Source organism: Marisediminicola sp. LYQ85, assembly GCF_046600695.1.
Taxonomy (GTDB): domain Bacteria; phylum Actinomycetota; class Actinomycetes; order Actinomycetales; family Microbacteriaceae; genus Marisediminicola.
Map to the genome: position 1 here is coordinate 343,109 of NZ_JBKIWO010000001.1, position 26,476 is coordinate 369,584.

The 26,476-nt window shown below is 69.2% G+C and carries 26 protein-coding genes; 17 read left to right on the forward strand and 9 right to left on the reverse strand.

Going from position 1 to position 26,476, the window contains the following annotated elements; translation table 11 throughout:
• The first annotated feature begins 5 nt into the window (after positions 1–5).
• The 9 genes from ACLHG5_RS01540 (at position 6) to ACLHG5_RS01580 (ending at position 10,567) form a co-directional block, all read left to right on the forward strand.
• Positions 6–1,163 (forward strand): cysteine desulfurase family protein, encoded by a 1,158-nt coding sequence (locus ACLHG5_RS01540; RefSeq protein ID WP_411316336.1) that lies wholly within the window; start codon positions 6–8, stop codon positions 1,161–1,163.
• Positions 1,156–1,761 (forward strand): hypothetical protein, encoded by a 606-nt coding sequence (locus tag ACLHG5_RS01545; protein ID WP_411317666.1) that lies wholly within the window; start codon positions 1,156–1,158, stop codon positions 1,759–1,761. The genes ACLHG5_RS01540 and ACLHG5_RS01545 overlap by 8 nt, the downstream gene beginning before the upstream one ends.
• 86 nt (positions 1,762–1,847) lie before the next feature.
• Positions 1,848–2,978 (forward strand): tRNA 2-thiouridine(34) synthase MnmA, encoded by a 1,131-nt coding sequence (mnmA, locus tag ACLHG5_RS01550; RefSeq protein ID WP_411317667.1) that lies wholly within the window; start codon positions 1,848–1,850, stop codon positions 2,976–2,978.
• Between the two features lie 41 nt (positions 2,979–3,019).
• On the forward strand, positions 3,020–5,320 hold the full coding sequence (gene ligA, locus ACLHG5_RS01555) for an NAD-dependent DNA ligase LigA (protein ID WP_411317668.1): 2,301 nt from the start codon (positions 3,020–3,022) through the stop codon (positions 5,318–5,320).
• 154 nt (positions 5,321–5,474) lie between these two features.
• Entirely contained in the window at positions 5,475–6,893 is a 1,419-nt protein-coding gene (locus ACLHG5_RS01560; protein WP_411317669.1) for an alpha/beta hydrolase, read from the forward strand.
• 81 nt (positions 6,894–6,974) lie between these two features.
• Positions 6,975–7,274 (forward strand): Asp-tRNA(Asn)/Glu-tRNA(Gln) amidotransferase subunit GatC, encoded by a 300-nt coding sequence (gene gatC, locus ACLHG5_RS01565; RefSeq protein WP_411315951.1) that lies wholly within the window; start codon positions 6,975–6,977, stop codon positions 7,272–7,274.
• Positions 7,274–8,812 carry an Asp-tRNA(Asn)/Glu-tRNA(Gln) amidotransferase subunit GatA gene (gene gatA / locus ACLHG5_RS01570; protein ID WP_411317670.1) on the forward strand — a complete coding sequence of 513 codons (1,539 nt, stop codon included), beginning with the start codon at positions 7,274–7,276 and terminating at the stop codon, positions 8,810–8,812. The genes gatC and gatA overlap by 1 nt, the downstream gene beginning before the upstream one ends.
• The gene (gatB, locus tag ACLHG5_RS01575; protein WP_411315949.1) at positions 8,812–10,326 is read left to right on the forward strand and encodes an Asp-tRNA(Asn)/Glu-tRNA(Gln) amidotransferase subunit GatB; all 1,515 of its coding nucleotides are present in this window, start codon (positions 8,812–8,814) and stop codon (positions 10,324–10,326) included. Before gatA ends, gatB begins: the two co-directional genes overlap by 1 nt.
• 10 nt (positions 10,327–10,336) lie before the next feature.
• A complete protein-coding gene (locus tag ACLHG5_RS01580; RefSeq protein WP_411315948.1) occupies positions 10,337–10,567 on the forward strand; it encodes a hypothetical protein in 231 nt (76 codons plus the stop codon).
• Here ACLHG5_RS01580 and ACLHG5_RS01585 read toward each other — a convergent pair.
• Complete coding sequence (locus ACLHG5_RS01585; protein ID WP_411317671.1) at positions 10,564–10,983, reverse strand: VOC family protein; 420 nt, start codon at positions 10,981–10,983, stop codon at positions 10,564–10,566. The genes ACLHG5_RS01580 and ACLHG5_RS01585 overlap by 4 nt on opposite strands.
• Before the next feature lie 127 nt (positions 10,984–11,110).
• Between ACLHG5_RS01585 and ACLHG5_RS01590 the strand changes: the two genes are divergently transcribed.
• The 3 genes from ACLHG5_RS01590 (at position 11,111) to ACLHG5_RS01600 (ending at position 13,635) form a co-directional block, all read left to right on the forward strand.
• Positions 11,111–12,022, forward strand: a complete 912-nt coding sequence (locus tag ACLHG5_RS01590) for a zinc-ribbon domain-containing protein (RefSeq protein ID WP_411317672.1) — start codon at positions 11,111–11,113, stop codon at positions 12,020–12,022.
• A 42-nt stretch (positions 12,023–12,064) separates the two neighbouring features.
• Positions 12,065–12,478 carry a DUF3054 domain-containing protein gene (locus ACLHG5_RS01595; protein WP_411317673.1) on the forward strand — a complete coding sequence of 138 codons (414 nt, stop codon included), beginning with the start codon at positions 12,065–12,067 and terminating at the stop codon, positions 12,476–12,478.
• Between the two features lie 320 nt (positions 12,479–12,798).
• Positions 12,799–13,635: an aldo/keto reductase gene (locus ACLHG5_RS01600; RefSeq protein WP_411315944.1), complete on the forward strand. Its 837-nt coding sequence runs from the start codon at positions 12,799–12,801 to the stop codon at positions 13,633–13,635.
• 91 nt (positions 13,636–13,726) lie between these two features.
• On the opposite strand, the gene ACLHG5_RS01605 is transcribed toward ACLHG5_RS01600, so the two are convergent.
• Together ACLHG5_RS01605 and ACLHG5_RS01610 are read right to left on the reverse strand one after the other, a co-directional pair.
• Complete coding sequence (locus ACLHG5_RS01605) at positions 13,727–15,199, reverse strand: MDR family MFS transporter (protein ID WP_411317674.1); 1,473 nt, start codon at positions 15,197–15,199, stop codon at positions 13,727–13,729.
• Positions 15,200–15,311: 112 nt separating this feature from the next.
• Positions 15,312–16,298: an LLM class F420-dependent oxidoreductase gene (locus ACLHG5_RS01610; protein ID WP_411317675.1), complete on the reverse strand. Its 987-nt coding sequence runs from the start codon at positions 16,296–16,298 to the stop codon at positions 15,312–15,314.
• Positions 16,299–16,378: 80 nt separating this feature from the next.
• On the opposite strand from ACLHG5_RS01610, the gene ACLHG5_RS01615 reads away from it, so the two are divergent.
• Positions 16,379–18,478, forward strand: coding sequence for a S9 family peptidase (locus ACLHG5_RS01615; RefSeq protein WP_411317676.1), 2,100 nt, complete (start codon positions 16,379–16,381; stop codon positions 18,476–18,478).
• 6 nt (positions 18,479–18,484) lie between these two features.
• Here the strand turns inward: ACLHG5_RS01615 and ACLHG5_RS01620 are convergent, their stop codons facing one another.
• From ACLHG5_RS01620 to ACLHG5_RS01630, 3 genes are all read right to left on the reverse strand, one after another.
• Positions 18,485–18,925 (reverse strand): nitroreductase family deazaflavin-dependent oxidoreductase, encoded by a 441-nt coding sequence (locus ACLHG5_RS01620; RefSeq protein WP_411315940.1) that lies wholly within the window; start codon positions 18,923–18,925, stop codon positions 18,485–18,487.
• 27 nt (positions 18,926–18,952) lie between these two features.
• The gene (locus tag ACLHG5_RS01625) at positions 18,953–19,837 is read right to left on the reverse strand and encodes an EamA family transporter (RefSeq protein ID WP_411315939.1); all 885 of its coding nucleotides are present in this window, start codon (positions 19,835–19,837) and stop codon (positions 18,953–18,955) included.
• Positions 19,838–19,944: 107 nt separating this feature from the next.
• On the reverse strand, positions 19,945–20,610 hold the full coding sequence (locus ACLHG5_RS01630) for a hypothetical protein (protein WP_411317677.1): 666 nt from the start codon (positions 20,608–20,610) through the stop codon (positions 19,945–19,947).
• A 107-nt stretch (positions 20,611–20,717) separates the two neighbouring features.
• Between ACLHG5_RS01630 and ACLHG5_RS01635 the strand changes: the two genes are divergently transcribed.
• Positions 20,718–21,041, forward strand: coding sequence for a hypothetical protein (locus tag ACLHG5_RS01635; protein WP_411317678.1), 324 nt, complete (start codon positions 20,718–20,720; stop codon positions 21,039–21,041).
• A gap of 59 nt (positions 21,042–21,100) precedes the next feature.
• Here ACLHG5_RS01635 and ACLHG5_RS01640 read toward each other — a convergent pair whose 3' ends face one another.
• Entirely contained in the window at positions 21,101–21,595 is a 495-nt protein-coding gene (locus ACLHG5_RS01640) for an FBP domain-containing protein (RefSeq protein WP_411315936.1), read from the reverse strand.
• 150 nt (positions 21,596–21,745) lie between these two features.
• On the opposite strand from ACLHG5_RS01640, the gene ACLHG5_RS01645 reads away from it, so the two are divergent.
• Both ACLHG5_RS01645 and ACLHG5_RS01650 read left to right on the forward strand, forming a co-directional pair.
• The gene (locus tag ACLHG5_RS01645) at positions 21,746–23,263 is read left to right on the forward strand and encodes a sugar porter family MFS transporter (RefSeq protein WP_411316335.1); all 1,518 of its coding nucleotides are present in this window, start codon (positions 21,746–21,748) and stop codon (positions 23,261–23,263) included.
• A gap of 34 nt (positions 23,264–23,297) precedes the next feature.
• Positions 23,298–24,914, forward strand: a complete 1,617-nt coding sequence (locus ACLHG5_RS01650; RefSeq protein WP_411317679.1) for a methyltransferase — start codon at positions 23,298–23,300, stop codon at positions 24,912–24,914.
• A gap of 1 nt (position 24,915) precedes the next feature.
• On the opposite strand, the gene ACLHG5_RS01655 is transcribed toward ACLHG5_RS01650, so the two are convergent.
• Positions 24,916–25,134 carry a DUF2945 domain-containing protein gene (locus ACLHG5_RS01655; RefSeq protein WP_411315934.1) on the reverse strand — a complete coding sequence of 73 codons (219 nt, stop codon included), beginning with the start codon at positions 25,132–25,134 and terminating at the stop codon, positions 24,916–24,918.
• The gene (locus ACLHG5_RS01660; RefSeq protein ID WP_411315933.1) at positions 25,127–25,309 is read right to left on the reverse strand and encodes a hypothetical protein; all 183 of its coding nucleotides are present in this window, start codon (positions 25,307–25,309) and stop codon (positions 25,127–25,129) included. Before ACLHG5_RS01660 ends, ACLHG5_RS01655 begins: the two co-directional genes overlap by 8 nt.
• Before the next feature lie 130 nt (positions 25,310–25,439).
• Between ACLHG5_RS01660 and ACLHG5_RS01665 the strand changes: the two genes are divergently transcribed.
• Positions 25,440–26,471, forward strand: a complete 1,032-nt coding sequence (locus ACLHG5_RS01665) for an aldo/keto reductase (protein WP_411315932.1) — start codon at positions 25,440–25,442, stop codon at positions 26,469–26,471.
• The last annotated feature ends 5 nt before the right edge of the window (positions 26,472–26,476 follow it).

Consider the following 26,476-nt stretch of genomic DNA (forward strand, 5'->3'; position numbering starts at 1 on the left):
GTCTCATGCCCGTCTACCTCGATCACGCGGCGACGACGCCGATGCTCGGCGAGGCGATCGAGGCCTACACGGGGGCGCTCGGCATCGTCGGCAACCCCGCGTCCATCCACTCGCAGGGGCAGAACGCGAAACGACTGCTCGAGGAGGCGCGCGAACGCGTCGCGGCATCCGTCGGTGCCGACGCGATCGAGGTCGTCTTCACCTCCGGCGGAACGGAATCGATCAACCTCGGCGTCAAAGGTCTGTACTGGTCGAGGAACGCCGACGGGTCACGGCCCCGAGTGCTCGTACCGCGGGGCGAGCACCACGCGACCATCGACGCGGTCGAGTGGCTCGAGACCCACGAGGGTGCGACGATCGAGTGGATCGCCGTCGACGACGAGGGGCGCGTGCGCATCGACGTTCTCGAGGCCGCGCTCGGCGACGACGTCGCACTCGTGACGATGCTCGCCGCCAACAACGAGGTCGGGACCATCCAACCGGTCGCCGAGGTCGCGACGCTCGCCGCGGCCCACGGGGTGCCCGTGCACGTCGACGCCGTCTCGGCCTACCGCCACATGCCCATCGACTTCGCCGAGTGGGGCGTCGCCGCTCTGAGCGTGTCTGCGCATAAGATCGGCGGCCCGCTCGGCATCGGTGCCCTCGTGCTCGCGCGCTCCGCCACGGTCGAGCCGCTCATCCACGGCGGCGGTCAGCAGCGTCGCGTGCGATCGGGAACCCAAGACGCGCCGGCCGCGATCGCCTTCGGCGTCGCCGCCCGACACGAGCACGCGTCGCTCGTCCGCCTGCGCGATCGCGTCATCGCCGGGGTGCTCGAGCGGGTGCCGAGCGCGATCCTGCGCGGGTCGCGTCACGATCGCATCGAGAACAACGCGCACTTCACCTTTCCCGGGTGCGAAGGGGATTCACTGCTCTACCTCCTCGACGTCGCGGGGGTCTCGGTGAGCACGGGGTCGGCGTGCCAAGCGGGAGTCCCCGAGGCATCCCACGTGCTCATCGCCATGGGGCTCGACGAGGCGGACGCGCGCGGCGCCCTGCGCATCACCGTCGGCCACACGACGACGGATGCCGACGTCGACGCGATGCTCGACGCCCTCCCGGCCGCGGTCGAGCGTGCCCGTCGCGCGGGATACGCCGATCGTGCGGTGGGCTCTCGTGGCTGACCGCGGGCGCCGGGTCGCCGCGGCGGTTCGCGCGACGGCGCTCGCCGCGGTCGTCGCGCTCGGTCTCGGTGCGTGCACGTCCGACGAGATCGAGATCGCCGACCCCTCGCCCACGCAGACGACCCAGCCGGTGCCCGAGGGCACGGGGGATTCCGACGACGGGGAGCCGTCTCCGCTGCTCCCGGTCTTTCCCGACGGCGGAGAGCCGTGGACGATCGTCGCGGCGCAATCGGAGACCGAACGTGTCGCCGACAGGGTCGCGGGTCTCGTCGCGATCGCGGGTCTGCTCAACGACGATCTCGTGTCTCAAGAGGTCGAGGCGGCGACGGGCGGCACCTACTGGGGAGTCATCCACACGCTCACCCTCCAACCGACGGTCGACTCCGCAGGGCAAGCGGGCGATGTCGTCTCGGCCCTCGAGGGGGAGGGGTGGCTCGTCGAAGACGTCTCCGACACCGACGAGAGCTACCTCGCCGCCCTCTCGAGCGGCGAGGACGCGGACCGCGCCTGGTTCCTCGTCGTCGGCGCCGACTTCTCGGTGCCGGGCCAATCGGTCGTCACCGTGCAGCTCGCGAGCCCTCTGCTGTCGGAAGGCTGACCAGCGGTACCGACCGCGCGGGGTGATTCCGCCGGCGGGGCTCCGCCGCGTGAGGCCGCCCAGCCGACCGCGCGTACCCTGGACTCATGAGAGTTCTCGCGGCGATGAGTGGTGGCGTCGATTCGGCGGTCGCGGCAGCGCGCGCCGTCGATGCCGGTCACGAGGTCGTCGGCGTGCACCTCGCGCTGAGCCGCATGCCAGGCACCCTCCGCACGGGAAGCCGCGGGTGTTGCACGATCGAAGACTCGATGGACGCCCAGCGTGCGGCGAACATCATCGGCATCCCCTATTACGTGTGGGACTTCTCGGAGAGGTTCAAGCTCGACGTCGTCGACGACTTCATCGCCGAGTACAGCGCGGGCCGCACCCCGAACCCGTGCATGAGGTGCAACGAGCGCATCAAGTTCGCGGCCCTCCTCGAGAAAGCGCTCGACCTCGGTTTCGATGCCGTCGTCACCGGTCACTACGCGACTGTGCGCACGGATGCCGCGGGCAATCGCGAGTTGCACCGCGCTGCCGACTGGGCCAAAGACCAGTCCTACGTTCTCGGGGTATTGACGGCCGACCAGCTCGACCACAGTCTCTTCCCGCTCGGAGCGACCCCGTCGAAGGCCGAGGTGCGTGCCGAGGCCGCCGCGCGCGGTTTCAGCGTCGCGTCCAAGCCCGATTCCCACGACATCTGCTTCATCCCCGACGGCGACACCCGCGGGTGGCTCGCCGACCGGGTCGGGGCCGAGAAGGGTGTCATCCGCGATCGCTCCGGCGACGTCGTCGGCAGCCACGACGGCGCGACGGCGTTCACCGTCGGTCAGCGCAAGGGGCTCCACCTCGGGGTGCCGAGTGCCGACGGCCGCCCCCGGTTCGTGCTCGAGGTCAAGCCGTCGTCGAACGAGGTCGTCGTGGGCCCGAAAGAGGCCCTCGATCTCGCGCTCGTCGCCGGGTCGACATTCAGCTGGGCCGGCCTCGACCCGGTCGCCTCGGGAATCGTCGAGGCCGAGGGCGACGCGTTCGCGTGCACGGTTCAAGTGCGCGCGCACTCCGACCCCGTGCCCGCGACGGCGGCCGTTCGCGACGGCGAACTCGTCATCACGCCCGACTCGCCCCTCAACGGGGTCTCTCCCGGCCAGACGGCTGTCGTCTACGTCGGCACACGCGTGCTCGGACAGTGCACGATCGACCGCACGGTCAGCGCGGTTCCCGTTCCCGCGGGGGTCTGAACCTCTCGGGCGGTGTCGGGGGCCGTCCGTACACTGAGCGGGTGGCAGACACGAGCACGACAGACGCATTCGACGCGGCCAAAGACGAAGCGCAGCGCCTGACCGCGCGCATCCTCGAACTCCGCGACGCCTATTACGGGGCTGATGCGTCGACAGTCACCGACGACGACTACGACCGGATGGTGCGACGACTCGGTGAGCTCGAGCTCGAGCACCCCGAGCTGCAGTCCCAAGACAGCCCCACGCAGACCGTCGGCGGGCGGGCCGAGACGACGCTCTTCGCGCCCGTCACCCACGCCGAGCGCATGCTGAGCCTCGACAACGTCTTCAGCACCGAGGAGCTCGAGGAGTGGGCCGCGAAGGTCGAGCGCGACGCGGGCAAGTCGCGCGTGCGATATCTGACCGAGCTCAAGATCGACGGCCTCGCGATCAACCTCCGCTACGAGCGCGGTCGGCTCGTCACCGCGGCGACGCGCGGCGACGGCGTCGTCGGCGAAGACGTCACGCGCAACGTCGAGCTCATGGGCTCGATCCCCTTCCACCTCGAGGGGGAGAACCACCCGGAACTCGTCGAGATCCGCGGCGAGATCTTCTTTCCCGTGGCGGCGTTCGACGAGCTCAACGCCAAGCAGGCGGCCGCGGGGGAGCGACTGTTCGCCAACCCCCGCAACGCCGCGAGCGGCTCGCTCCGTCAGAAGGAGGAGGGCAAGAGCGAGGAGAAGCTCGTGCTCATGCGCGACAGGTTGAGCCGCTTGCGCATGCTCGTGCACGGCATCGGGGCCTGGCCCGTGCGCGAGATCGAGAGCACCACTCCCGTCACGGCGCAATCGGAGGTCTACGGGCTGCTCGCGACGTGGGGTCTTCCGATCTCCACGCACTTCGAGGTGTTCGACGACATAGCGTCCGTCGCCGACTACATCCGGCGGTTCGGAGCGGCACGAGGCGGGGTCGAGCACCAGATCGACGGCATCGTCGTCAAGGTCGACGATCTCGACCTGCACCTCGAGCTCGGCTCGACGAGTCGTGCGCCGCGGTGGGCGACCGCGTTCAAATATCCGCCCGAAGAGGTGCACACGACGCTGCTCGACATCGTCGTATCGATCGGGCGCACCGGTCGCGCGACCCCCTTCGCCGTCATGGAGAAGGCGCTCGTCGCGGGCAGCGAGGTGCGTCAGGCGACCCTCCACAACCAGGACGTCGTCAAGGCCAAGGGTGTTCTCATCGGAGACACCGTCGTCTTGCGCAAGGCGGGCGACGTCATCCCCGAGGTCCTCGGGCCCGTCGTCGAGCTGCGCGACGGGTCGGAGCGTGCCTTCGTGATGCCGACGGACTGCCCCGAGTGCGGCACACCCCTCGCGCCCTCGAAAGAGGGAGACGTCGACTTGCGCTGCCCCAACGCGCGCAGCTGTCCCGCGCAAGTGCGCGGTCGCGTCGAGCACGTCGGCAGCCGCGGTGGTCTCGACATCGAGGGGCTCGGCGAGGTCGGTGCCGCCGCGCTCACTCAACCCGAGTATCCGGAGCAGCCTCCCCTCGTGACCGAAGCGGGGCTCTTCGAGCTCGCTCTCGAAGACCTCTTTCCGATCAGGGTCGTTGTGCGTGACAGCGAGACGGGGATGCCCAAGCTCGGTGACGACGGCGAGCCGAAGCGCGAGACACCGTTCCGTCGTCGTCGGCAGAAACGCGACGGCGAGTGGGATGCCTCGGCGCCCGGCTTCGGCGGTGACGCCCTCTTCGTGCCGTCGTCGAGCGCGACGCGGCTCGTCGAGAACCTCGAGCGGGCGAAGACCGCCGACCTGTGGCGTTTTCTCGTCGCGCTCAGCATCCGGCACGTCGGTCCGGTCGCGGCGCGCGCCCTCGCGACCTACTTCGGGTCGATCGCGGCTATCCGGGCGGCGTCGCGCGACGAGCTCGCTGCGGTGGACGGGGTCGGAGGAATCATCGCCGACGCTCTCATCGACTGGTTCGCCGTCGACTGGCACGGCGAGATCGTCGACAGGTGGGCCGCCGCGGGCGCTCGCCTCGAGATCGTCGGGCACGCGGGGCCGGGCGCCGCGGTCGGGGTCGGGGGAGTGCTCGACGGAGTGACGGTCGTCGCGACCGGGAGCCTCGAGGGCTTCACGAGAGAGGGGGCGCTCGAGGCGATCATCGCAGCGGGGGGCAAGGCGGCGAGCAGCGTGAGCAAGAAGACCGATTTCGTCGCGGCAGGCCCCGGAGCGGGCTCCAAACTCACGAAAGCGGAGACGCTCGGGGTGCGGATCATCGACGCCGCCGAGTTCGCCGTGCTCGTCTCGGAGGGGCCCGCGGCACTCGAGGCGACAGGCGACGACGTCGGGGAGAATTGACCGGTTCGTCGTCCCCCGAAGCGAACAGTGTGTTAAGCCTGCCCGTTCGCCTGGATCGCGGCGTGTCGACCCCCCTATCATGGGGGACAGATCAACACCACGCGTTCGCCCCCTGACCAGGATGCGGCCGCCCTGAACAGGGAACCATCCACGCTTGCTGATTGATGTCGCTGCGATTCTCGTGACCTCGGTCGCCCTGACGGGGCTCACCGGGGTGTCCGGCGCGCCTGAACGCCCGGTGTCGAGCGTCACCGGATCCCGGGTCCTCGCGACCGCCGACTCGACGGCGACGGCGACGGCGACCGCGAGCCCCGAGCTCGCACGCGTCACGGGGTCGACCCTCGCCACGGTGACGGCCCGCGTCGATGCCGATGTGCTCCCGACCCTGCGGGGGCGCATGCTCCTCGACCAGTTGACCCTCATGACGTCGCGCGACATCGAGGCGTTCCTCGAGGGCGAGCCCGCCGCGGTGGCGGCACTTCTCGACAACCAACCATCCGCCCGCAGTGTCGCGACCTGGTGGTCGATCGCTCCTCGCTCGGCTCAAGCGCGATTGCTGCAGAGCGCCCCCGAAGTCGTCGGCAACCTCGACGGCGTGCCCCCGAGCGTTCGAGACAGCGCGAACCGCCGTCATCTCTCCGAGTCGATCGACCGGGTCGAGAGCCTGCTCGACGGTCTCGGTCGCACCGAGCGGGCGGAAGCGTCGCAACAGCTCCACATGCTCCGGCAGATCGAGATGGCGATCGTGCCGAGCTCGAGCGGACCCGATCGTGACCTGCTCTCGGTCGACACGGAGTGGCCCGGCCGCGCCGCCGTCGTCGTCGGCGACCTCGAGAGCGCCGATTACGTGAGCTACATGGTTCCGGGGATGTTCTTCACGACCGATCGACTCATCGTCGATTGGACGGTCATCGCCGAGGATCTCAACACCGAGCAGACGGCGTGGATCGACCGGTTGTCTGCCACCGACCCCGCACTCCTGGGGGCGACCGCGGCGACGGTCGCATGGATCGGCTACGAGACCCCCGGCATCCTCGACATCACCTCGCTCGATCTCGCGGAGGAGGGGGCGAAGCGCATCGGTAGCGCCGTCGACGGCCTCGAGGTCACTCGCGCGGGTGACGAACCCTTCATCACGCTCAACACCCACTCCTACGGTTCGACGGCGACGCTCATGGCGCTCGCCGACGGGAGCGTCGAGGCCGATGCGCTCGTCATCATCGGGTCACCGGGCGGCGCCGCACAATCCGTCGACGATCTCGGGATGTCGTCCGACAGCGTCTTCGTCGGCGAAGCCGCGTGGGATCCCGTCGTGCACACCGCCTTCTTCGGAAGCGACCCGGGCTCCGACTCGTTCGGCGCGAGCTCGATGAACGTCGGCGCCCAGCGCGACCCCGTGACGGGGCAGGCAACCGCGGCGGCGTTCGGTCACCTCGGATACTTCGACGCGGGATCGACCGCGATGCGCAACATGGCCCTCGTGAGCATCGACAGGGGAGACCTCGTGACGGATGATCGCGGCGAGACCCCGGTGCCGGGACGCCGCGAAGGGTCGGTGCGGGCGAGCGGGTGATCGCTCGCGTGACGAGTCGGGCACGCCGGGACCGGCGAATAGACTGGGGTGCCGAACACCGCCTCGATCGCACGGAGCCGCATGTCTGAAATCACCACCGAGCAGGTCGCGCACCTCGCGAATCTCGCGCGCATCGCTTTGACACCCGACGAGATCGCCAAGCTCACGGGTGAACTGGGCACGATCGTCGACGCCATCGCGAAGGTCTCCGAGGTCGCCGGTGACGACGTCCCCGCGACGAGCCACCCGATCGCCCTCTCGAACGTGTTCCGACCGGATGTCCCCGGCGACACCCTGTCGACGGAGGAGGCGCTCTCGGGCGCTCCCGAGCACGACGACTCGAGGTTCCGCGTGTCGGCGATCCTCGGTGAGGAGCAGTGATGTCGGTCACCCGTATGCCCGCGTGGGAGCTCGCCGAGAAGCTCACCGCGAAGGAGATCTCGAGCGTCGAGGTCACGCAAGCCCACCTCGACCGCATCGAGGCGGTCGATGGAGACGTGCACGCGTTCCTCCACGTGTCGCAGTCCGCCCTCTCGACCGCGGCGGGCATCGACTCGCGACGCATCGCCGGCGAGGAGATGGGCCCGCTCGCGGGCGTGCCGATCGCCATCAAGGACGTGCTGTGCACGTTCGACATGCCGTCGACGGCCGGTTCACGCATGCTCGAGGGCTGGGTGCCTCCCTACGACGCGACGGTCGTGCGCAAGCTCCGCGAGGCGCACCTCGTGCCGCTCGGCAAGACCAACATGGACGAGTTCGCGATGGGCTCGTCGACCGAGCACTCCGCGTTCGGCCCCACCCACAACCCGTGGGATCTCGAGCGCATCCCCGGAGGTTCGGGAGGGGGGTCGGCTGCCGCGGTCGCCGCGTTCGAGGCGCCGCTCGCTCTCGGCTCCGACACCGGGGGGTCGATCCGGCAGCCGGCCGCCGTCACGGGCTCGGTCGGCGTCAAGCCGACCTACGGGGGAGTGTCGCGCTACGGCGCGATCGCCCTCGCGTCGTCGCTCGATCAAGTCGGCCCGGTCTCGCGGAGTGTCGTCGACGCCGCCCTCCTGCACGACGTCATCGGCGGTCACGACCCTCGCGACTCGACGTCGCTGCGCGACGAGTGGCCGTCGTTCGCCGACGCCGCCCGCACGGGCCGCGCCTCGCGATGCCTCGCGGGGGTCCGCGTCGGCGTCGTGAAGGAGCTCCAGGGCGAGGGGATGCAAGCGGGGGTGCAGCAGCGCTTCACCGAATCCCTCGAGATCATGGCCGCCGCGGGCGCCGAGATCGTGGAGGTCTCCGCGCCCCACTTCGACTACGCGATCGCGGCGTACTACCTGATCCTCCCCGCGGAGGCGTCGAGCAACCTCGCCAAATACGATTCCGTGCGCTTCGGCCTGCGGGTCAACCCCGACGGTGGCGGAACCGTGGAGGACGTCATGGCCGCGACCCGCGAAGCCGGTTTCGGCGACGAGGTCAAGCGCCGCGTCATCCTCGGCACCTATGCCCTCTCGGCGGGCTACTACGACGCGTACTACGGAAGCGCGCAGAAGGTGCGCACGCTCATCCAGCGCGACTTCGACGCGGCGTTCGAGAAGGCGGATGTCCTCGTGTCGCCGTCGGCCCCGACGACCGCATTCAAGCTCGGCGAGAAGCTCGACGATCCGCTCGCCATGTACCTCAACGACATCACGACCATTCCCGCGAACCTCGCGGGCGTGCCGGGGATGGGACTCCCGATGGGTCTCGCGCCCGAGGACGGACTGCCGACGGGGCTCCAGATCATGGCGCCGGCGCGGCAGGACGCGCGCCTCTACTCGGTGGGAGGGGCGTTCGAAGCCCTCCTCGAAGACCGCTGGGGTCGCACACTCAGCAGCATGGCTCCCGACCTCGCTCCCGCCGAGATGACCGCAGCACAGGAAGGACGAGTCTGATGGCCAAGCCTGAACTCATGGACTTCGACAGGGCTCTCGAGATGTTCGAGCCCGTGCTCGGCTTCGAGGTGCACGTCGAACTCAACACGAAGTCGAAGATGTTCTCCGACGCGCCCAACCCCGCGACGCCCGAGGGCCACGGTGCTCCGCCGAACACCCAGATCACGCCCGTCGACCTGGGCCTCCCCGGCGCCCTTCCGGTGGTCAACGAGCAGGCCGTGAAGCACTCCATCAGCCTCGGGCTCGCCCTCGGGTGCTCGATCGCGCCGAGCTCGCGGTTCGCGCGCAAGAACTACTTCTACCCCGACCTCGCGAAGAACTACCAGATCAGCCAGTTCGACGAGCCCATCGCGTTCGACGGTCGGGTCGAGGTCGAGCTCGAAGACGGTCGGGTCTTCCAGATCCCGATCGAGCGGGCCCACATGGAAGAGGATGCAGGCAAGCTCACACACGTCGGAGGGTCGACCGGTCGCATCCAGGGCGCCGAGTACTCCCTCGTCGACTACAACCGCGCGGGCGTGCCCCTCGTCGAGATCGTCACGAACATCATCTACGGAGCCGAGAAGGATGCCCCGGCTCTCGCCAAGGCCTACGTCTCGACGATTCGCGACATCGTGCGTTCGCTCGGCATCTCGGATGCGCGCATGGAGCGGGGAAACCTGCGATGCGACGCGAACATCTCCCTGTCGCCGCGCGGGTCGGGAAAGCTCGGAACCCGCACCGAGACCAAGAACGTCAACTCGCTGCGCTCGGTCGAGCGCGCCATCCGCTACGAGATCCAGCGCCAAGCGGCGATCCTCGCGGCGGGCGGCACGATCGTGCAGGAGACGAGGCACTGGCACGAGGACACCGGTCGCACGTCGGCGGGTCGCCCGAAGAGCGACGCCGACGACTACCGCTACTTTCCCGAGCCCGACCTCCTCCCGGTCGAGCCGAGCGTCGAGCTCATCGACGAGCTGCGCGCGGCCCTCCCCGAGTCGCCCGTGCTGCTGCGTCGACGACTCAAGGCGGAGTGGGGTTTCGGTGACATCGACTTCCAGTCGATCGTCAACGCGGGGCTGCTCACCGAGGTCGTCGAGACCGTCGAGGCCGGGGCATCCCCGGTCGCTGCGCGCAAGTGGTGGATGGGCGAGATCAGTCGCACCGCGAACGACCGGGCCGTCGACGCCGCGAGTCTCGTGACGCCGGCCCAGGTCGCGGCGCTCGTCGCGATGGTCGACTCCGGAGAGCTCACCGATCGACTCGCTCGCCAGGTTCTCGAGGGGGTCATCGCGGGCGAGGGGACACCCGCCGAGGTCGTCGCCGCTCGCGGACTCGCGGTCGTCTCCGACGACACCGCGCTCATCGCGGCGATCGACGACGCCCTCGCGTCGCAACCCGACGTTCTCGCGAAAATCAAAGACGGCAAGGTGCAAGCGGCGGGAGCGGTCATCGGCGCGGTCATGAAGGCCATGAAGGGGCAGGCCGACGCGGCTCGCGTGCGCGAACTCGTGCTCGAACGCGCGAGCGTGTGACGGAGCCCGCGTGAACGACCGACATGACCCCCGCGAGGCGTCACCGCACGACTCGCGCGGAACGCCGTGGAGGCTCGTCGGCATGGTCGCGCTCGCCGTCGGTCTGCTCGGGCTCGCGACATCCTGGTCGACGATCTCGGCCGACTGGACGGGCGAGGGAGTGCCCTATCTCGTGATCAACGGGCTTCTCATCGGCGCCGGGGTCGCGTGCCTCGTCGCGTCCCTGCGCCGCACCGGCTAGTCCGCGCCGCCCTTCTCGGTCGCGTTGACCATCCACGTGACGCCGAATCGGTCTCGACAGATGCCGAAGGTGTCACCCCACGGTGCGGCAACGAACGGTTCGATCTCGGTGCCACCCTCGGAGAGACCCGTCCAATAGCCGGTCAGTTCGTCGAGGTCGTCCCCGCTGAGCGAGATCGAGATGGAGTCCCCGACGGTGAGGGGAGTGCCGCTCGGGGTGTCCGACACCATGAGAACGAGACCCGCCGGTGTCGTCAACTGGGCGTGCATGATCTTGTCGGCCTCGTCGGCGTCGCCCATGCCGTAGTCGCCGTAGGTGCTCAGCTCGGGGTCGCCCCCGAGAATCCGGCGGTAGAACTCGATGGCCTCGCGGGCTCTGCCGTCGAGGGCCAGGTAGGGATTGAGTGTCGTCGTCATCGTCGATGCTCCTTCGTCGTGCGCTCTCGCCGCGGGAGCGGGCCGCTCCCACGGGGCGTCGCCCACCCATCGTGGCACTCTCGCGCGGGTGTCGGTAGAGCGGATTACCGTGCTCGCGGGAGGATTCATGCCGGAGCAGATCGAGGCGTGGTGGCAGCGGCGTCAGAGGTCGAAGGGCACGGCGGTGCCCTACCCGATCGGTCGGTACCGCGACGCGTGGAAGACCTTCCCCGCGCTCGTGAGGCAGTACCACCCCGACCTCAACCGCGGGATCGTGCTGAGTCAGATTCCGCCCGCGGCCGATGTCTACGTGCAGTGGCAGTGCGATTCGGGTCACCTCTTCGTCGCGACCCCCGACGAGCAGCGGAGTCGACCCGGTCGCAGCAGACGCAAGTCGTCGTGGTGCCCGGAGTGCTCGGAGCTCGCTCGCGGCGGCGCTCGACCCCCGGTGTCGCGAGCGGTGGTGCCCGAAGCAGCGTCGCCGCGAGCCAGGCCGTCGTCCCCCGCGGCGGGCAGCCCGCTGTGCTCCCGATCACCCGCGCCCTCTCTCGCCGTGGGAGAGGCGTTCTCGAGCCCGTGCGCTCCCCGTCCCGCGTCCGCCGTCGAAGGGTCGTTGCGATCTCGGCTCTTCGCGCGCCTCGACGTGCACGAGGGGTTCACCGCGGTGCGGCTCGCAACCCCCTTCTTCACCCACCTCGAGGCGTGGCCCGACCTCGTGATCGACGAACTCAAGATCGCGATCGAGCTCGACACCGTCGGGCGGGACGGCCTCGAGCACGTCGGTGCCCGCGAGACGGTGGATCGCCGCAAAGACCGTGCCCTGCGGTCGACGGGGTGGGAGGTCATCCGCGTGCGCCTCGCCCCGCTTCTCGCGATCGGTGAGCACGACATCCTCGCTGCGGGCGTCTCGGCGAAGCTCGTCGATCGCATGATCGACGAGATGGCGGTGATACGCGGAGACCTCATCGTGCGCTCTTACCTGCGGCCGACGAGCGCCCCCCGCGCGTCGGGCGCGGGCACGATGCTTCCAAGGTCCTGAACGCCGGCCCGGTCGCGCCACGGGGCGACCTACGCTGTGTCGATGACGACGAAGCGAGCGCGGATGTTCGCGGCCATCGCCTACCTCGTCGTCGACCTCGTCGTCATCGGACTCTTCATCACCGCCGGGCGGGAGACACGGCGAACCGATGTCGGGGGTTTCGTGCTCGAAGCACTGCCCTTCGTCACGGGCGCGCTGCTCGGCTGGGCGGTCGCGCGCGGGTGGCGCGCCCCGCGCGGGTTCATCCCGACCGCGCTCGCCGTGTGGTTGTCGACGAGTCTGGGAGGGCTCGCGATCCGCGTGGCAGTCGGAGAGCCGACCGACACGCGCTTCATGTTCATCACGACGATCGCGCTCGGCGCGTTCCTCTTCGGGTGGCGTGCCCTCGCCTGGGCGATCGACGCCGTCTTCGGGCCCGGCGTGCCCCGGGTGGTCGACGAGAAGTACCGCAAGTGAGCGCGACCCCGACGGGCTGACGCAGCCCAGGCGAAACCCAGTCCTAGCCGGGGGGCGAGGGCCGGGCCGCGCCAGGGGAGATCTTTACCCGAAGACCTCCCCGACGCTCACGAAGCGGCTCACCCGAAGAGCTGGCTCCGTTGGGAGGACCGTACTCCTGCCGGGGGCACCGTGGGAGCCAATGGGGTGAACACCCAGGTGGGAGCACCACAGTGGGCCGAATCGGCCGAGTCAGGAACAATCCGCGCCTCGAGCGGCTTACTGTCCTGGTCGAGACGCCCGCGTTCAGCGCGGCGTCGACCCATCGAAGGAGAACCCGAATGACGTCCGTTCCCACCATCACCCTCAACAACGGTGTCGAGATCCCCCAGCTCGGCTTCGGCACGTACCAGATCGACCCCGCAGACACGAAGAAGGCGACCCTCGAGGCCCTCGAGGTCGGCTACCGCCACATCGACACCGCCGAGATGTACGGCAACGAGAAGGAGGTCGGTCAGGCCGTCGCCGAGTCCGGCCTCGACCGCGCCGACGTCTTCGTCACGAGCAAGCTCAACAACGGCTTCCATGACCGTGACGACGCTCTCACCGCGTTCGACGGCACCCTCGAGGCTCTCGGGTTCGACTACCTCGATCTGTTCCTCATCCACTGGCCGCTCCCGGCCGTCGGCGACTTCGTCGACACCTGGAAGGCACTCGAGGAGATGCACGCCTCGGGTCGCGTCAAAGCGATCGGCGTCTCGAACTTCCAGGCACACCACCTCGAGCGCGTGATCGCCGAGAGCGGCACCGTGCCCGCCGTCAACCAGATCGAGGTGCACCCGTACCTCACGCAAGACGCGCTCCGAGCCGTCAACACGAAGCACGGCATCGCGACCGAGGCCTGGTCCCCCATCGCCCAGGGCAACGTGCTGCACGAGGCGGTCCTCGGCGAGATCGGGGAGCGCTACGGCAAGACCCCCGCGCAGGTCACCCTCCGCTGGCACCTCGAGCGCGGCGACATCGTCTTCCCGAAGTCGGTCACCCGTTCGCGCGTCGAAGAGAACTTCGCCCTCTTCGACTTCGAGCTCACGGGAGAAGAGGTCGCGGTCATCGGCAACCTCAACAAAGACGAGCGCACGGGACCGGATCCCGACGAGTTCAACTACATCCCGGCGTAGCCGGTCCATCGGCGTCGTCGGGCGCCGAGACGACGAAGGGCGGATGCGACAGCATCCGCCCTTCGTCGTTCACTGCACGCGCAAGCGGGGATCAGTGCATCGCGACGGGACCGGTCGGCGCATCGACGGGCTTGCGCACGAAGAACGCGGCGGGGATCGCGAAGAGCGAGATGATCGCGCCGTAGAGGAAAGCGGTCTGGATTCCCGACGCCGTCGCGATGATCTCCGAGGTTCCGCCCGCGGTCAGGCGCTCGATCTGACCCGACATGACCGCGATGAAGAGCGCGGTACCCGCGGCTGCCGCAACCTGCTGCACCGTTCCGACGATCGCGCTCCCGTGGGAGTAGAGCGAGGGGCGGAGCGAGCCGAGGGCCGACGTGAAGAGCGGGGTGAAGAGCAGCGCGAGCCCGACACTCAGCACGACGTGGGCGACGAGCACCATCCACACGGCGCTCGACTCGTCGAGCATCGTCATCGACCAGAGCACGGCGCTCACGATTATCGAGCCCGTGACGAGGAGGGTCGTCGGCCCCATGCGGTCGTAGATGCGCCCGACGAACGGCGCGAGCAACCCCATGGTGAGCCCGCCCGGGGCCATGAGCAGTCCGGCCCGGAGGGAGTCGAGGCCGAGCACGGTCTGCGTGTAGATCGGCAGCAGGATGATCGTTCCGAAGAGGGCCATCATGCTGATCGCGAGCATCGCGATGGCGAACGCGAAGGTGCGTGACGAGAAGGTGCGCAAATCGAGCAGGGCTCGGTCGGCGCGCTGCAGGGTGCGCTGGCGCAGAACGAAGAGCGCGAGGGAGAGCACCCCGATCGCGAGGGCCGTGCCGCCGACGACGGGGCCGCCGCCCGCACCCTCGCCGAAGTTGCTGAGCCCGAAGACGATGCCGCCGAAACCGAAGGCCGACAGCACGACGGAGACGACGTCGACCTTCGTGGCGCGCGGGGTCGTCACGTTCTGCACGCGAGCGGCGCCGAGTGCGAGCGACCCCACGGCGATCGGGAGCACGAGGATGAACAGCCAGCGCCAGTCGAGCACGCTCAGGATGAGGCCCGAGATGGCCGGGCCGACCGCGGGCGCGACCGAGATGACGATCGAGATGTTTCCCATCGTGCGGCCGCGCGAGGCCGGAGCGACGAGCGTCATGACCGTCGTCATGAGCAGCGGCATCATGATCGCCGTGCCCATCGCCTGCACCACTCGACCGGCGAGCAGGACCTCGAAGCCGGGGGCGACGGCTGCGATGAGAGTCCCGACGCTGAAGAGCGCCATCGCCGTCATGAAGATCGGCCGTGTGTTGAACCGCTGGAGGAGGAAGCCCGTGATGGGGATGACGATCGCCATCGTGAGCATGAACGCCGTCGTGAACCACTGGGCGGACGTCGCCGTGATCGACAGGTCGTCCATGAGCCGCGGGAGGGCGACCCCCATGATCGTCTCGTTCAAGATCACGACGAATGCCGAGACGAGCAGGAGGCGGATGACGAGGGTGTTGCGCCTCGAGTTGTCGGCCGGAGACTCCGCCTCTTGAGGGGTGATCGTGGGGATGGTGTCGGTCACGAGTCGGTGGGCCTTCCGTCGGCGCGGTCTGGAGATCGGGCGCAGCGAAGGCGCACCGCGTCAGTCAACGGACGATGCGCGGCGGGTATTCCCGACCCGGCGGGATCGACTCCTAGGACAGTGCGGGGAGAACGGTGCGCTCGAACAGTTCGATGCCCGATCGGTCGTACGCGGCCTCGGGGAAGTAGAAGATGCCGTAGGTCATTCCGCGGCTCTGCATGTCGGTGAGGCGCTCGATGATCTGGTCGGGAGTGCCGACCGCGAGTGCGCCGTCGGTGTACTCGGCGATGAAGGCATCCGTCTTCTCTCCGAGGTACGGCGTGACGCGGGTGCGGATCGCCTCGATGCGCTCGTCGACCTCGGCCTGAGTCTCGGCGATGACCACGTTGTAGTTGGAGGAGCGCACGATCGAGTCGAAGTCGGTACCGAGCGCCTCGCAGTGCCCGCGGAGGATCGAGCTCTTGTGGTCGAACTCCTCGGGGTCGCCGGCGAAGTTCGTGTAGCTCGCATACTGCGCCGCGATCTTCAGCGTGACCTTCTCGCCGCCGCCGGCGATCCAGAACGGGATGCCTCCGTCTTGCAGGGGCAGAGGGCGCACGATCGCCCCGTCGACCTGGTAGTGCTTGCCGTCGAGTGTCGCCGAGCCCGTCGTCCAGGCCTGTTTCATGATGTCGACGCCTTCGCGGAGCATGCCGAGCCGCGTGCCCGCGGTGGGGAAGTCGTAGCCGTAGGCGCGCCACTCGTGTTCGTACCATCCGCCTCCGATCCCCATCTCGGTGCGCCCACCCGAGATGACGTCGATGGTCGCCGCGACCTTCGCGAGGTAGGCGGGATTGCGGTATCCCATGCACGTGCACATCTGCCCGAGACGCACGCGCGAGGTCGTCGCGGCGAAGGCCGACATGAGGGTCCACGCCTCGTGGGTCGCCTCCTCGCTCGCGACCGGCACGGTGTGGAAATGGTCGTAGACCCAGATCGACTCCCACGCGCCGGCGTCGGCGTGCTCCGCGAGACCCTTCATCACGGCCCACTGCTCCGCGGGATCGATGTCGACGAGGTCGTGGCGCCAGCCCTGGGGAATGAAGAGTCCGAATCTCATGAGCCCAGCTTACGAACGGATCGGGTCGGCGGTCGGTGCAAGGGGGTAGTGAGTCGGCGCAAGCGCGAAAGAATGGGGGCATGACGACGATCGCTCCCTACGGAACCTGGCGTTCACCCATCACCGCTCACGATCTCGCCGCGAGCGGGCACCCCGTGAGCGGGGCCCAGTGGGTCGGCGACGACGTCTGGTGGTTGGAGTCTCGCCCCGGCGAGGGCGGCAGGCTCGCGGTGCGCACCTCGGGGGCCGACGGGGAGCCCGTCGACATCCTGCCCGCGCCGTGGAACGCCCGCACGCGCGTGCACGAGTACGGCGGAGGCGCGTGGGCGGTCACCGACGCGGGGCTCCTCGTGTTCAGCGAGTTCACCGATCAGCGGGTGTACTGCCTCGACGCCGGAGCCTCGACGCCCATTCCGCTCACGCCCGAGAGCGGCGGCTTCCGGTTCGCCGAGCTCGCGGTGCGCGGCAGCGAGGTCATCGCGGTCCGTGAGACCCACGACGTAGGCGCATCGGGCGACCCCGTCGTCTCGCGCGACATCGTCGCCATCCCTCTCGACGGGAGCGCGGCCGCCGACGCCGCACGCATCAGGTCGATCGTCGCCGGCTCCGACTTCCTCGCCTACCCGCGCTTCTCGCCCGACGGCTCGCGTCTCGCGTGGATCGCCTGGGATCACCCGCAGATGCCGTGGGACGGCACCCAGTTGCGCGTCGGCGAGCTCGATGCCGACGGCCGGGTCGTCGCTCTCGGCATCACGGGGGAGACCGCGGGACCGGAGGGGACCGCGCCGGCGCCGTCGGTCGCCGCGGCGTTCGGATGGCGCGTGCTCGCGGGGTCGACGACCGAGTCGGTACTCCAACCCGAGTGGGTCGACGACGAGTCGCTCATCGCCATCTCCGACCGTTCCGGGTGGTGGAATCTCGAGACGGTCGGGCTCGACGGGTCACGCAACCCCGCGTTCCTCGAGGAGGCCGAGTACGGAGGCGCGCTCTGGATGCTCGGCTCCCGCTGGTTCGATCAGCTCGACGACGGTCGGCTGCTCGCCGTGCGCTCGAGCGGCGACGACACCCTCGTCGTGGTGAATGCGGAGAAGCACGACGCGGCGCGCATCCGGACGCCCCTCACGACCATCACTCTGGGCGCTCGCCGTCGCGGACGGGTTCTCGTGATCGGCGGGTCGTCGTCACTCGCGTCCGGGGTGCGCATCCTCGACCTGTCGTCGGGCGACCTCACCGATGTGCGTCTCGGAGTCGAGGCCCTCCCGGATGCCGACTACCTCCCGGTCGCGCGAGCGCGCACGTTCCGCGCCCGCACGGGCTCGGCCGCCTCGGCGTCGCTCGCGTCGGAGGCGACCTCGTCGCCGCAGCAGTTCCGCCCCGTTCTCGATGAGCCCGAGGAGCGACGCGACGTGCACGCGTTCGTCTACGCGCCGCGCAACCCCGATTTCTCGTCACCCGAGGGGGAGCTGCCGCCCTACGTCGCGTTCGTGCACGGCGGACCGACGTCGAAGGTCTCCGCGACACTCAACCCGACGATCGCCTTCTTCACGAGTCGGGGCATCGGGGTCGTCGACATCAACTACGGCGGGTCGACGGGGTACGGCCGGGTCTACCGCGAGCGGCTGCGTGGGCAGTGGGGCGTCGTCGACGTCGAGGATGTCGTCTCGGCCGTGCTCGGGCTCGCCGACGCGGGACTCGCCGACCGCGACCGCCTCGCCATCCGCGGGGGCTCGGCGGGCGGGTGGACGGTGCTCTCGGCGCTCACGAGTTCGACGGTGTTCGCCGCGGGAACGTCGTACTACGGCGTCGCCGAGCTCGAGAAGTTCGCGGAAGACACGCACGATTTCGAGTCGCGCTACCTCGACGGCCTCATCGGGCCGCTCCCCGAGGCCCTCGACCTCTATCGATCGCGCGCCCCCCTCAACAACGTGAGCAGGCTCGCGACGCCCGTGCTTCTTCTCCAGGGTCTCGACGATCCGATCGTGCCGCCGTCGCAAGCCCAGATGTTCCGCGACGCTCTCGCGCACACATCGATACCGCACGCCTACATCGCCTACGAGGGGGAATCGCACGGCTTCCGTCGCGCCGAAACCATCATCCACGCCGCCGAATCCGAGCTGTCGTTCTACGGCCAGACCATGGGGTTCCACCCCGTCGACATCGCGAAGCTCGACCTCAGCTGATCGGCGCTAGTCGGCCATCGGGGTGAGCACGAAGAGGGGGATCTCGCGCTCCGTCTTCGCCTGGTAGTCGGCGTAGTCGGGATACGCGGCGACCGCGCGGGCCCACCATTCGGTCTTCTCCTCGCCCGTCACCTCGGTCGCGGTGTAGTCGCGCTTGACGGCTCCGTCCTGCAGCTCGACGTGGGGCTGCGCGACGATGTTGAAGTACCAGACCGGATGCCGGGGTGCCCCGCCGAGCGACGCGACCGCGGCATACCGCCCCTCGTGTTCCACGCGCATGAGCGCCGTCTTGCGCAGCTTCCCGCTCTTCGCTCCCACAGTCGTGAGGATGATGACGGGCATACCGCGCATGGTGCCGCCTTCGGCGCCTCCCGTGGCTTCGTAGAGTTCCGCTTGTTCGCGGGCCCAGTCCGACGTGCTCGGTTCGTATTCTCCTGTGAGTGGCATGGGAGCTACAACGCGAGTCGAGCGGGTTTATTTCGCCCGGCTCGTCGGCGGACCGAAACTCCACCTCGTGATGACGGCGACGGCGAGGCCCCCGAGCATGACCGCTCCCCCCGCGAGTTCGGTGAGCGAGGGGGATTCGTCGAGGACGAGCCACGCCGTGAGGATCCCGATGACGGGAACGAGGAGGGTGAAGGGCGCGACCGCGCTCGTGGGGTAGCGCGCGAGGAGCGAGTTCCAGATCGTGTAGCCGATGAGCGAGGCGCCGATCGCGGTGTAGAGGGTGCTCGCGATCGCGACGAGCGAGAGGTTCGTGATGGCCGTGACGACGGTGTCGGGGCCGTCGAGCACGAGCGCGAGCGCGAGACTCGGCACCGGCACGACGAGAGCCGACCAGACCACGAGCGAGAGTCCCGACGCCGCTTTGGCGCGCCGACTGAGCACGTTGCCGATCGACCACGAGAGCGCCGCAGTGAGGGTCACGACGATGGGCAACCAGGGCGCCGTCGCCCCGTGCCCGACCACGACGATCGCGAGGCCGACCATGCCGATGACGATGCCGAGCAATTGCCGCCTCGTGGGGCGCTCGCGGACGACGATCGCCGAGACGAGCACGGTCAGGATGACCTGGGTCTGCAGCAGGAGGGAGGCGAGCCCCGCGGGCATCCCGAGATCGATCGCGATGTAGAGCAGGGCGAACTGCGCGAAGCTCAAGAAGAGCCCGATCATCACGATGTTGCGCCAGCCGATCGCGGGGGGCGGGATGAAGAAGATCGCCGGGATGATGACGACGACGAACCTCAGCGCGAGGAACACGAGGGGCGGGACGTCGGCCTGCCCGAGGTCGATCGCGACGAAGTTGAACCCCCACAGGAGAACGACGACGAGCGCGAGAAGGGTATGGCGTCTCGTCACTCGCCTACTCTGGCACGCCGCAGGCCCGCCTCCCGACACCGCGGAACGAGCTCGAGCCGGCGCCCTCGATCGAGGTGCGCCGGCTCGAGGGGCCTCACGGTGAGCGGTCAGCGCCCGAGACCCGCGCGGTCGACCCTGCGGTGGAAGCGCATGCCCGCGATGCCTCCGACGATGGCGCCCACGAGGCTCGCGATCACGACGAGCACGAGTGTCACGATGCCCGCGACGGTGAGGTCGCCCTCGTTGAGCGGCACGCGCGGGAAGGCGTTGAGCCCGGCGAGGACGTCGAACTGGCTTCCCGCGATCGCGCCGACGACGGCGACGACGATCGCGATGATGAGCGCCCAGAGCCACACGGCGATGCCTTGCTTCACCCCGTCGAAGCGGGCCATCCGGCCGGCGACGTAACCTCCGCAGAAGTAGGCGACGAAGATCACGACGAAGAGCACGATGCCTCCGACGATGCCGATCGTGCTCGCGTTGTCTGCGGCCTCGTCGATGTCGACCTCGGTTCCGAGGCCGATCGCGGTGCCCGCCCCCGCCACGAGCGCGGTGAGGATGACGGCGGCGCCGAACGACGCGAGCCACCCGAAGAAGGCTGCCCCGAACTTCATTCCGCCGAACTCCTGCTTCTCGCGTCCGACGACCTCGTCTCGGAGGGTCGCATCCGACGTGGAGCGAGCGCCGGGAGTGGCGCTCGTGTCGGCGTGGGCGGCTCGAGTCGACGCCGGGTCGTCGCCGGCGGCCGGGTAGGGGGGTGGTGTGTTCGTCATGAGGGTCTCCCTTGTGTGTCCTCCCACACAAAGCCCTGCGTCCGTTCGGCTCAAGGGGGTTGCGTTCGGGGGTTCTCTCCTGGTGGCTCGCGGGCTAGGGTCGGCGCATGGCTAACCTCGTAGAGAAGATCGCAGACTCCGTCACCTCGATCGGTGCCAAGCGCAGTTACGGTGACCCCGTGACCGTCGACGGCGTCGAGATGATCCCCGTGTCGCTCGTGTGGTTCGGCTTCGGTGCCGGAAACGACGAGAGCGCCGAGGCCGGCGGTGGCGGGGGAGGCGGCACCATCATCCCGATCGGCGCCTACACGAAGGGGCGCGACGGTCTCGTGTTCGAGCCCAACATCATCGCCCTTCTCGCCGTATCGATCCCTCTGACGGTCGTGGCGGGCAAGGCGCTCTCGAAAGTCATCCGCGCCCTCAAGAAGTAGTCGCGACCGCACGCGAACCGCCACGTCGTCGAGACCGTCCGGTCGGCACGATCGCCGTCTCAGGCGGTCTTCATGACCCCCGCGGTGAACGACTGCACTCGCGCGAGCAAGGCGACCGCGCGCGCTTCGACGACGGCTGCCGGGTCGGGCTGGATGGGCGACGCCGGCGGGGTGATGCGGATGATGATCGAACACGCGAGATCGGCGCAGATGTAGGTGCCGACGGTGTTGCCCTCCCTGCCGGCCTGGCCCGCGCGCGGCGCCGAGAACAAACGCACCTGGTCGCCGGGCTGAGCGGTGCGGCACAGGGAGCACATCGCCGAGATGCCGGGGTTCATCCGACTCGTCGACGCCCGGAGGGTCACGCCGACGGGGCCGTTCTCCGTCCAGTGCACGAGGTACCCGCGGCCGGGCGCTTGCGGATCGAGCCAGCCGAGGTACTCGCGCGACTCCCACATGACCTCGTGGAGTCCGGGGAGCGGCATCCGTTCGATCTCGCCGTGCGAGGCGTTGACGATGCTGCCGCGGATGTCGCGTGGATCGAGCGGTTTCACGGTCTCCTCGGGGATGTGGTCATCCAGCGTAACCCGCTGCGGCCGCGAGGACGAGGGGGCTGTCGACCGACGACGTCACGGCCCCGAGCGGGCGTAGGGTCGTCGTGACGAGAAGTCAGGACCGACAGTTCACGACCGACTCACGACCGAATCACGACCGAGAAGTCACGACCGAGGAGCACCATGGCAGACGACACCCGGCAGACGAGCACCAACGGCCGGGTCATCGGCCTCGCGATCGCCGGCGCGCTCGGCGGGTTCCTGTTCGGGTTCGACTCCTCCGTCATCAACGGCGCCGTCGACGCCATCCAGGGCCAGTTCGGGCTCACCGAGACCCTCACGGGGCTCGCCGTCGCGAGCGCTCTCCTCGGGTGTGCGGCCGGGGCCTACCTCGGCGGCTCGATCGCCGATCGGTTCGGTCGCATCCCCGTCATGCTCCTCGCGGCGGTGCTCTTCTTCGTGAGCGCGCTCGGGTCGGCCCTCGCGACGGGTGTCGTCGACCTCATCATCTGGCGTCTCATCGGGGGGCTCGGCATCGGCATCGCGTCGGTCATCGCTCCCGCGTACATCGCCGAGATCTCCCCGCGAAAGCTCCGCGGGCGTTTGGCCTCACTCCAGCAGCTCGCGATCACGATCGGCATCTTCGCCGCCCTGCTCTCCGACACGGTCTTCGCCGAACTCGCGGGTGGGGCGAGTGAGCCCTTCTGGTTCGGTTTCGAGGCCTGGCGGTGGATGTTCGCGGCCGAAGCCGTTCCCGCGGTCGCCTACGGACTCATCGCCCTGAGACTCCCGGAGTCTCCGCGCTTCCTCATCCTCAAAGACCGCGAGGAGGACGCCCGTCGGGTGTTCGCCCGGATCTGGCCCGCAGACGACGTGGATCGCGGCATCCGCGACATCTACACCTCGATCGAAGAAGACCGTCGAGCCAAGCGCACGGGGTCGCTGCGCGGGTCCGCGTTCGGGCTCAAACCGATCGTCTGGATCGGCATCACCCTCTCGGTGTTCCAACAGTTCGTCGGCATCAACGTGATCTTCTACTACTCGACGACCCTCTGGCAGGCCGTCGGATTCGAGGAGTCCGATTCGCTCGTCTACTCGGTCATCACGTCGGTCACGAACGTTCTCGTGACCCTCATCGCGATCGCGCTCGTCGACCGCATCGGGCGCCGACCGATCCTGCTCGCCGGGTCGATCGGAATGGCGGCGTCTCTCGCGACGATGGCTCTCGCGTTCAGCCAGTCGCAAGTCGTCGACGGCGAGCCCAACCTGCCCGGCGCGTGGGGGATCGTGGCCCTCATCGCGGCCAACGTGTTCGTCGTGAGCTTCGGAGCGTCGTGGGGTCCGCTCGTGTGGGTGCTCCTCGGCGAGATCTTCCCGAACAGCATCCGCGCCAAGGCGCTCGGTGTCGCGGCGGCGGCACAGTGGATCGCGAACTTCGCGGTGACCGTGTCGTTCCCGCCGCTCTCCGCGGCGTCGCTCACCTTCACCTACGGCATGTACGCCTTCTTCGCCGCCCTCTCGTTCGTCTTCGTGTTCTGGAAGGTGCCCGAGACCAACGGGATGTCGCTCGAGGAGGCGAACACGCTGCTGCCCCAGAAGGGGAGCGCGAAGGGGAGCGCGAAGAGCGGCGCGAAGGGCAGCGGCTCGTCGACGACCGCGGCGCGCTGACTGCTCGGCCCCGCGAGTGGCGTTGAATAGACGGATGTCCGCATCGCCCGCCTCCTCACCATCTGCACCCGCGTCGACGTCGGTGCCACATCTCGTCGAGGCCCTGCGCGCGGATCTCGCCGCCGCCGGTTTCGGGGTCGACACGCTCACGACGCTGTGGGGTGACGCGGCGGCGGCGGCGCTGCATCGCGGTCACCGCGTTCCGTGTCTGCGAGCGGTCGATCGTCTTCTCGACGACTCGGGCTCGGGCAACCGGCTCGCGGTGCTCGCTCGACTCCTCGTGCTCAACAGCGCCGTCTCCGAGGTCGCCCTCGCCGCGGCGCTCCCCACGCTCACGGTGCCGGGAGCGGTGACCCTCGGCATCGTCGCCGAGCCCGTCGGAGGTTCGGTGAGTCCGCTCGTCGATTTGCGCCCCTCCTCGTTCGTCGACAGCACGGGGGTCGGTGGCTGGTGGATCGCCTCCGACCTCGGCGAGGTCGCCGTCGGCCGCCCTCTGCGCGAGGACCACGTGCTCGGAGTCGGCGGGGCGTCCACGACGCTCAGCGGTCTCATCGTGCACCGTCCCGTCGAGGCGGCCCTGGATCTCGGCACGGGGTGCGGCATCCAGGCACTGCATCTCTCGCGTCACGCCGCGCGCGTCGTCGCGACGGACATCTCGACTCGCGCCCTCGACTTCGCTCGATTCAACGCGGCCCTCAACGGTGTCGACTCGATCGAGTTCCGCCACGGGAGCCTCTTCGACCCGGTCGAGGGGGAGGTCTTCGACCACATCGTGTCCAACCCGCCGTTCGTCATCACTCCTCGGGCTCCCGGTGTGCCCCGATACGAGTACCGCGACGGGGGTCTCGACGGCGACGCCCTCGTCGAGAGTGTGCTCTCGAACGCTGTGCGCCACCTCCGACCGGGAGGGATAGCCCAGATGCTCGGCAACTGGGAGTACCGCGATCAGAACGCGGACGAGAACTTCAGCGGCGACGCCTTCGATCGCATCCGGTCGTGGGTCGCCTCGCCCGGAGCCGAACCCGTCGACGTGTGGGTCGTCGAGAGGGAGAGGCAAGACCCCGCGGCCTACGCGGAGACGTGGATCCGCGACGGCGGCACGCGGACCGGTGACGCGGCCGACGCTCTCGAGAACGCGTGGCTCGACGATTTCGCGACCCGCGGCGTCGTGACGGTCGGGTTCGGCTACGTCACCCTGAGACGGCCCGACGCGATCGCGTCGCCGCCGATCGTGCCGGGTGAGCGGTTCGAAAGGCTCTCGCGGCCCGTCGGTGCGGCGGGATCGCTCGGCGGGCACCTCGAGCACGCGCTCGAGGCTCGCGCGCGCATCCGCTCGATGGACGACGACGAGGTGCTGGCGACCGCCTTCGTCGTCGCGCCCGACGTGACCGAGGAGCGGCACTACTGGCCGGGAGCCGACGACCCCACGGTCATGACCCTTCGCCAGGGCGGCGGGTTCGGTCGGACGACCGACCTCGCCACCGAGACGGCGGCCTTCGTGGGCGCGTGCGACGGAACCCTCACGACCGTGGCGATCATCGCGGCGCTCGCCGAGATCCTCGATGCCGACGACGCCGGACTCCGCCACGTGATGCTGCCGCTCGTGCGGGAACTCGTCGAGACCGGGGTTCTCCTGCTCCCCGTGGCGTGAGCTACTTCTTCGCGAGTTTGCGCAGCGCGCTGCCCTTGTGAGCCGCTTCGGCCCCGGTCTTCTCCGACTCGACCACGAAGGCGGGGTCGTCGTCGCTCGCCGTGAATTTCTGACCGGCGAGCTGGAAGTCCTTCGTCTTGCGCTCGGTGACGGTGCCCTGGGTGCGGCCCTGCGGGGTGCTCCAACTCACGCGGTCGCCGACGGAGAGGGAGTCACTCATGAGCCGCCCCCTCGGTCGCGTTTCCGTCGGCGTCGTCTCCGGTGTCACGCCCGGTGCCGCGCTCCCCGATCGCGTGGATCGAGCGGACCATGTCCTCGAGTTCGGGGGAGGCGTTCGTCGAGGTGGTGTCAGGTGGGGTGGGCGAAGCGGATGCCGCGTCGTTGTCGGTGCTCATCGTTTCACGCTAGCCAGTGCGGGCCGCAGAATCGACCCCCGCCGGGAACACACAGAATTCCCCCGAGACGGCACCGGGGGGCTTACCGTCGAGTGCCGCCTCTCGACGAGGTGAGCGAGAAAGGACCATCATGCGATATCGCACCATGGGCAACAGCGGCACGATCGTGTCGGTGCACGCCCTCGGAACAATGACCTTCGGCGCCGAAGCCGACGAAGCGGCGTCGCACGCCGTGCTCGACGCCTACGCCGAGCGCGGCGGCAACTTCATCGACACCGCCGACGTGTATTCGGCGGGGGAGTCGGAGAGCATCATCGGTCGGTGGCTCGCGGTGCACCCGACCGAGGCGGCGAACGCCGTGCTCGCGACGAAGGGGCGCTTCCCCCGGGGCGAGGGGCCGAACGATCTCGGCACGTCCCGCCGCCACTTGAGAGTCGCGCTCGAGGCATCGCTCCGGAGACTCGGGGTCGATCACATCGATCTCTACCAGATGCACGCGTGGGACGCCCTCACGCCCCTCGACGAGACCCTCCGGTTTCTCGACGACGCGGTGACCGCGGGGCACATCGGCCACTACGGGTTCTCGAACTACCTCGGGTGGCAGCTCACGAAGGCGGTCCACGTGGCCGCGGCCGCGGGATACACGCCGCCCGTCACCCTCCAGCCGCAATACAGCCTCCTCGTTCGCGACATCGAGCACGAGGTCGTGCCCGCCGCGCTCGACGCTCGCATCGGGCTCTTGCCGTGGTCGCCGCTCGCGGGCGGATGGCTCACGGGCAAGTACCGCCGCGACGAGCACCCGACGGGGGCGACTCGGCTCGGCGAGGATCCGAAGCGCGGAATGGAGGCGTGGGAGGCCCGCAACGCCTCCGAGCGCACGTGGGACGTCGTCGACGCGGTCACCTCGATCGCCTCCGATCGCGGTGTCACCGCGTCGCAGGTCGCACTCGCGTGGCTCGATTCGCGCCCCGCGATGACCTCGATCGTGCTCGGGGCCCGCACGGTCGATCAGCTCGTCGACAACATGGGTGCCGTCGACGTCGACCTGTCGAGCGCCGAGCTCGACGCGCTCACGAGTGCGAGCGCGCCGAGCGTCGACGACTATCCCTACGGAACCGCGGGGGTCGCTCAGCGCCACCGCAAGATCGAGGGCGGTCGCTGACCGCG

Coding starts and splice junctions, on each gene's coding strand:
- ACLHG5_RS01650 (WP_411317679.1), top strand. CDS start 23,298: ATGTCCGCATCGCCCGCCTCCTCACCATCTGCACCCGCGTCGACGTCG.
- ACLHG5_RS01660 (WP_411315933.1), bottom strand. CDS start 25,309: ATGAGCACCGACAACGACGCGGCATCCGCTTCGCCCACCCCACCTGAC.
- ACLHG5_RS01620 (WP_411315940.1), bottom strand. CDS start 18,925: ATGCCACTCACAGGAGAATACGAACCGAGCACGTCGGACTGGGCCCGC.
- ACLHG5_RS01665 (WP_411315932.1), top strand. CDS start 25,440: ATGCGATATCGCACCATGGGCAACAGCGGCACGATCGTGTCGGTGCAC.
- ACLHG5_RS01635 (WP_411317678.1), top strand. CDS start 20,718: ATGGCTAACCTCGTAGAGAAGATCGCAGACTCCGTCACCTCGATCGGT.
- ACLHG5_RS01590 (WP_411317672.1), top strand. CDS start 11,111: ATGCCGGAGCAGATCGAGGCGTGGTGGCAGCGGCGTCAGAGGTCGAAG.
- ACLHG5_RS01630 (WP_411317677.1), bottom strand. CDS start 20,610: ATGACGAACACACCACCCCCCTACCCGGCCGCCGGCGACGACCCGGCG.
- gatB (WP_411315949.1), top strand. CDS start 8,812: ATGGCCAAGCCTGAACTCATGGACTTCGACAGGGCTCTCGAGATGTTC.
- ACLHG5_RS01585 (WP_411317671.1), bottom strand. CDS start 10,983: ATGACGACGACACTCAATCCCTACCTGGCCCTCGACGGCAGAGCCCGC.
- ACLHG5_RS01540 (WP_411316336.1), top strand. CDS start 6: ATGCCCGTCTACCTCGATCACGCGGCGACGACGCCGATGCTCGGCGAG.
- gatA (WP_411317670.1), top strand. CDS start 7,274: ATGTCGGTCACCCGTATGCCCGCGTGGGAGCTCGCCGAGAAGCTCACC.
- ACLHG5_RS01615 (WP_411317676.1), top strand. CDS start 16,379: ATGACGACGATCGCTCCCTACGGAACCTGGCGTTCACCCATCACCGCT.
- ACLHG5_RS01600 (WP_411315944.1), top strand. CDS start 12,799: ATGACGTCCGTTCCCACCATCACCCTCAACAACGGTGTCGAGATCCCC.
- ACLHG5_RS01610 (WP_411317675.1), bottom strand. CDS start 16,298: ATGAGATTCGGACTCTTCATTCCCCAGGGCTGGCGCCACGACCTCGTC.
- ACLHG5_RS01655 (WP_411315934.1), bottom strand. CDS start 25,134: ATGAGTGACTCCCTCTCCGTCGGCGACCGCGTGAGTTGGAGCACCCCG.
- gatC (WP_411315951.1), top strand. CDS start 6,975: ATGTCTGAAATCACCACCGAGCAGGTCGCGCACCTCGCGAATCTCGCG.
- ACLHG5_RS01595 (WP_411317673.1), top strand. CDS start 12,065: ATGACGACGAAGCGAGCGCGGATGTTCGCGGCCATCGCCTACCTCGTC.
- mnmA (WP_411317667.1), top strand. CDS start 1,848: ATGAGAGTTCTCGCGGCGATGAGTGGTGGCGTCGATTCGGCGGTCGCG.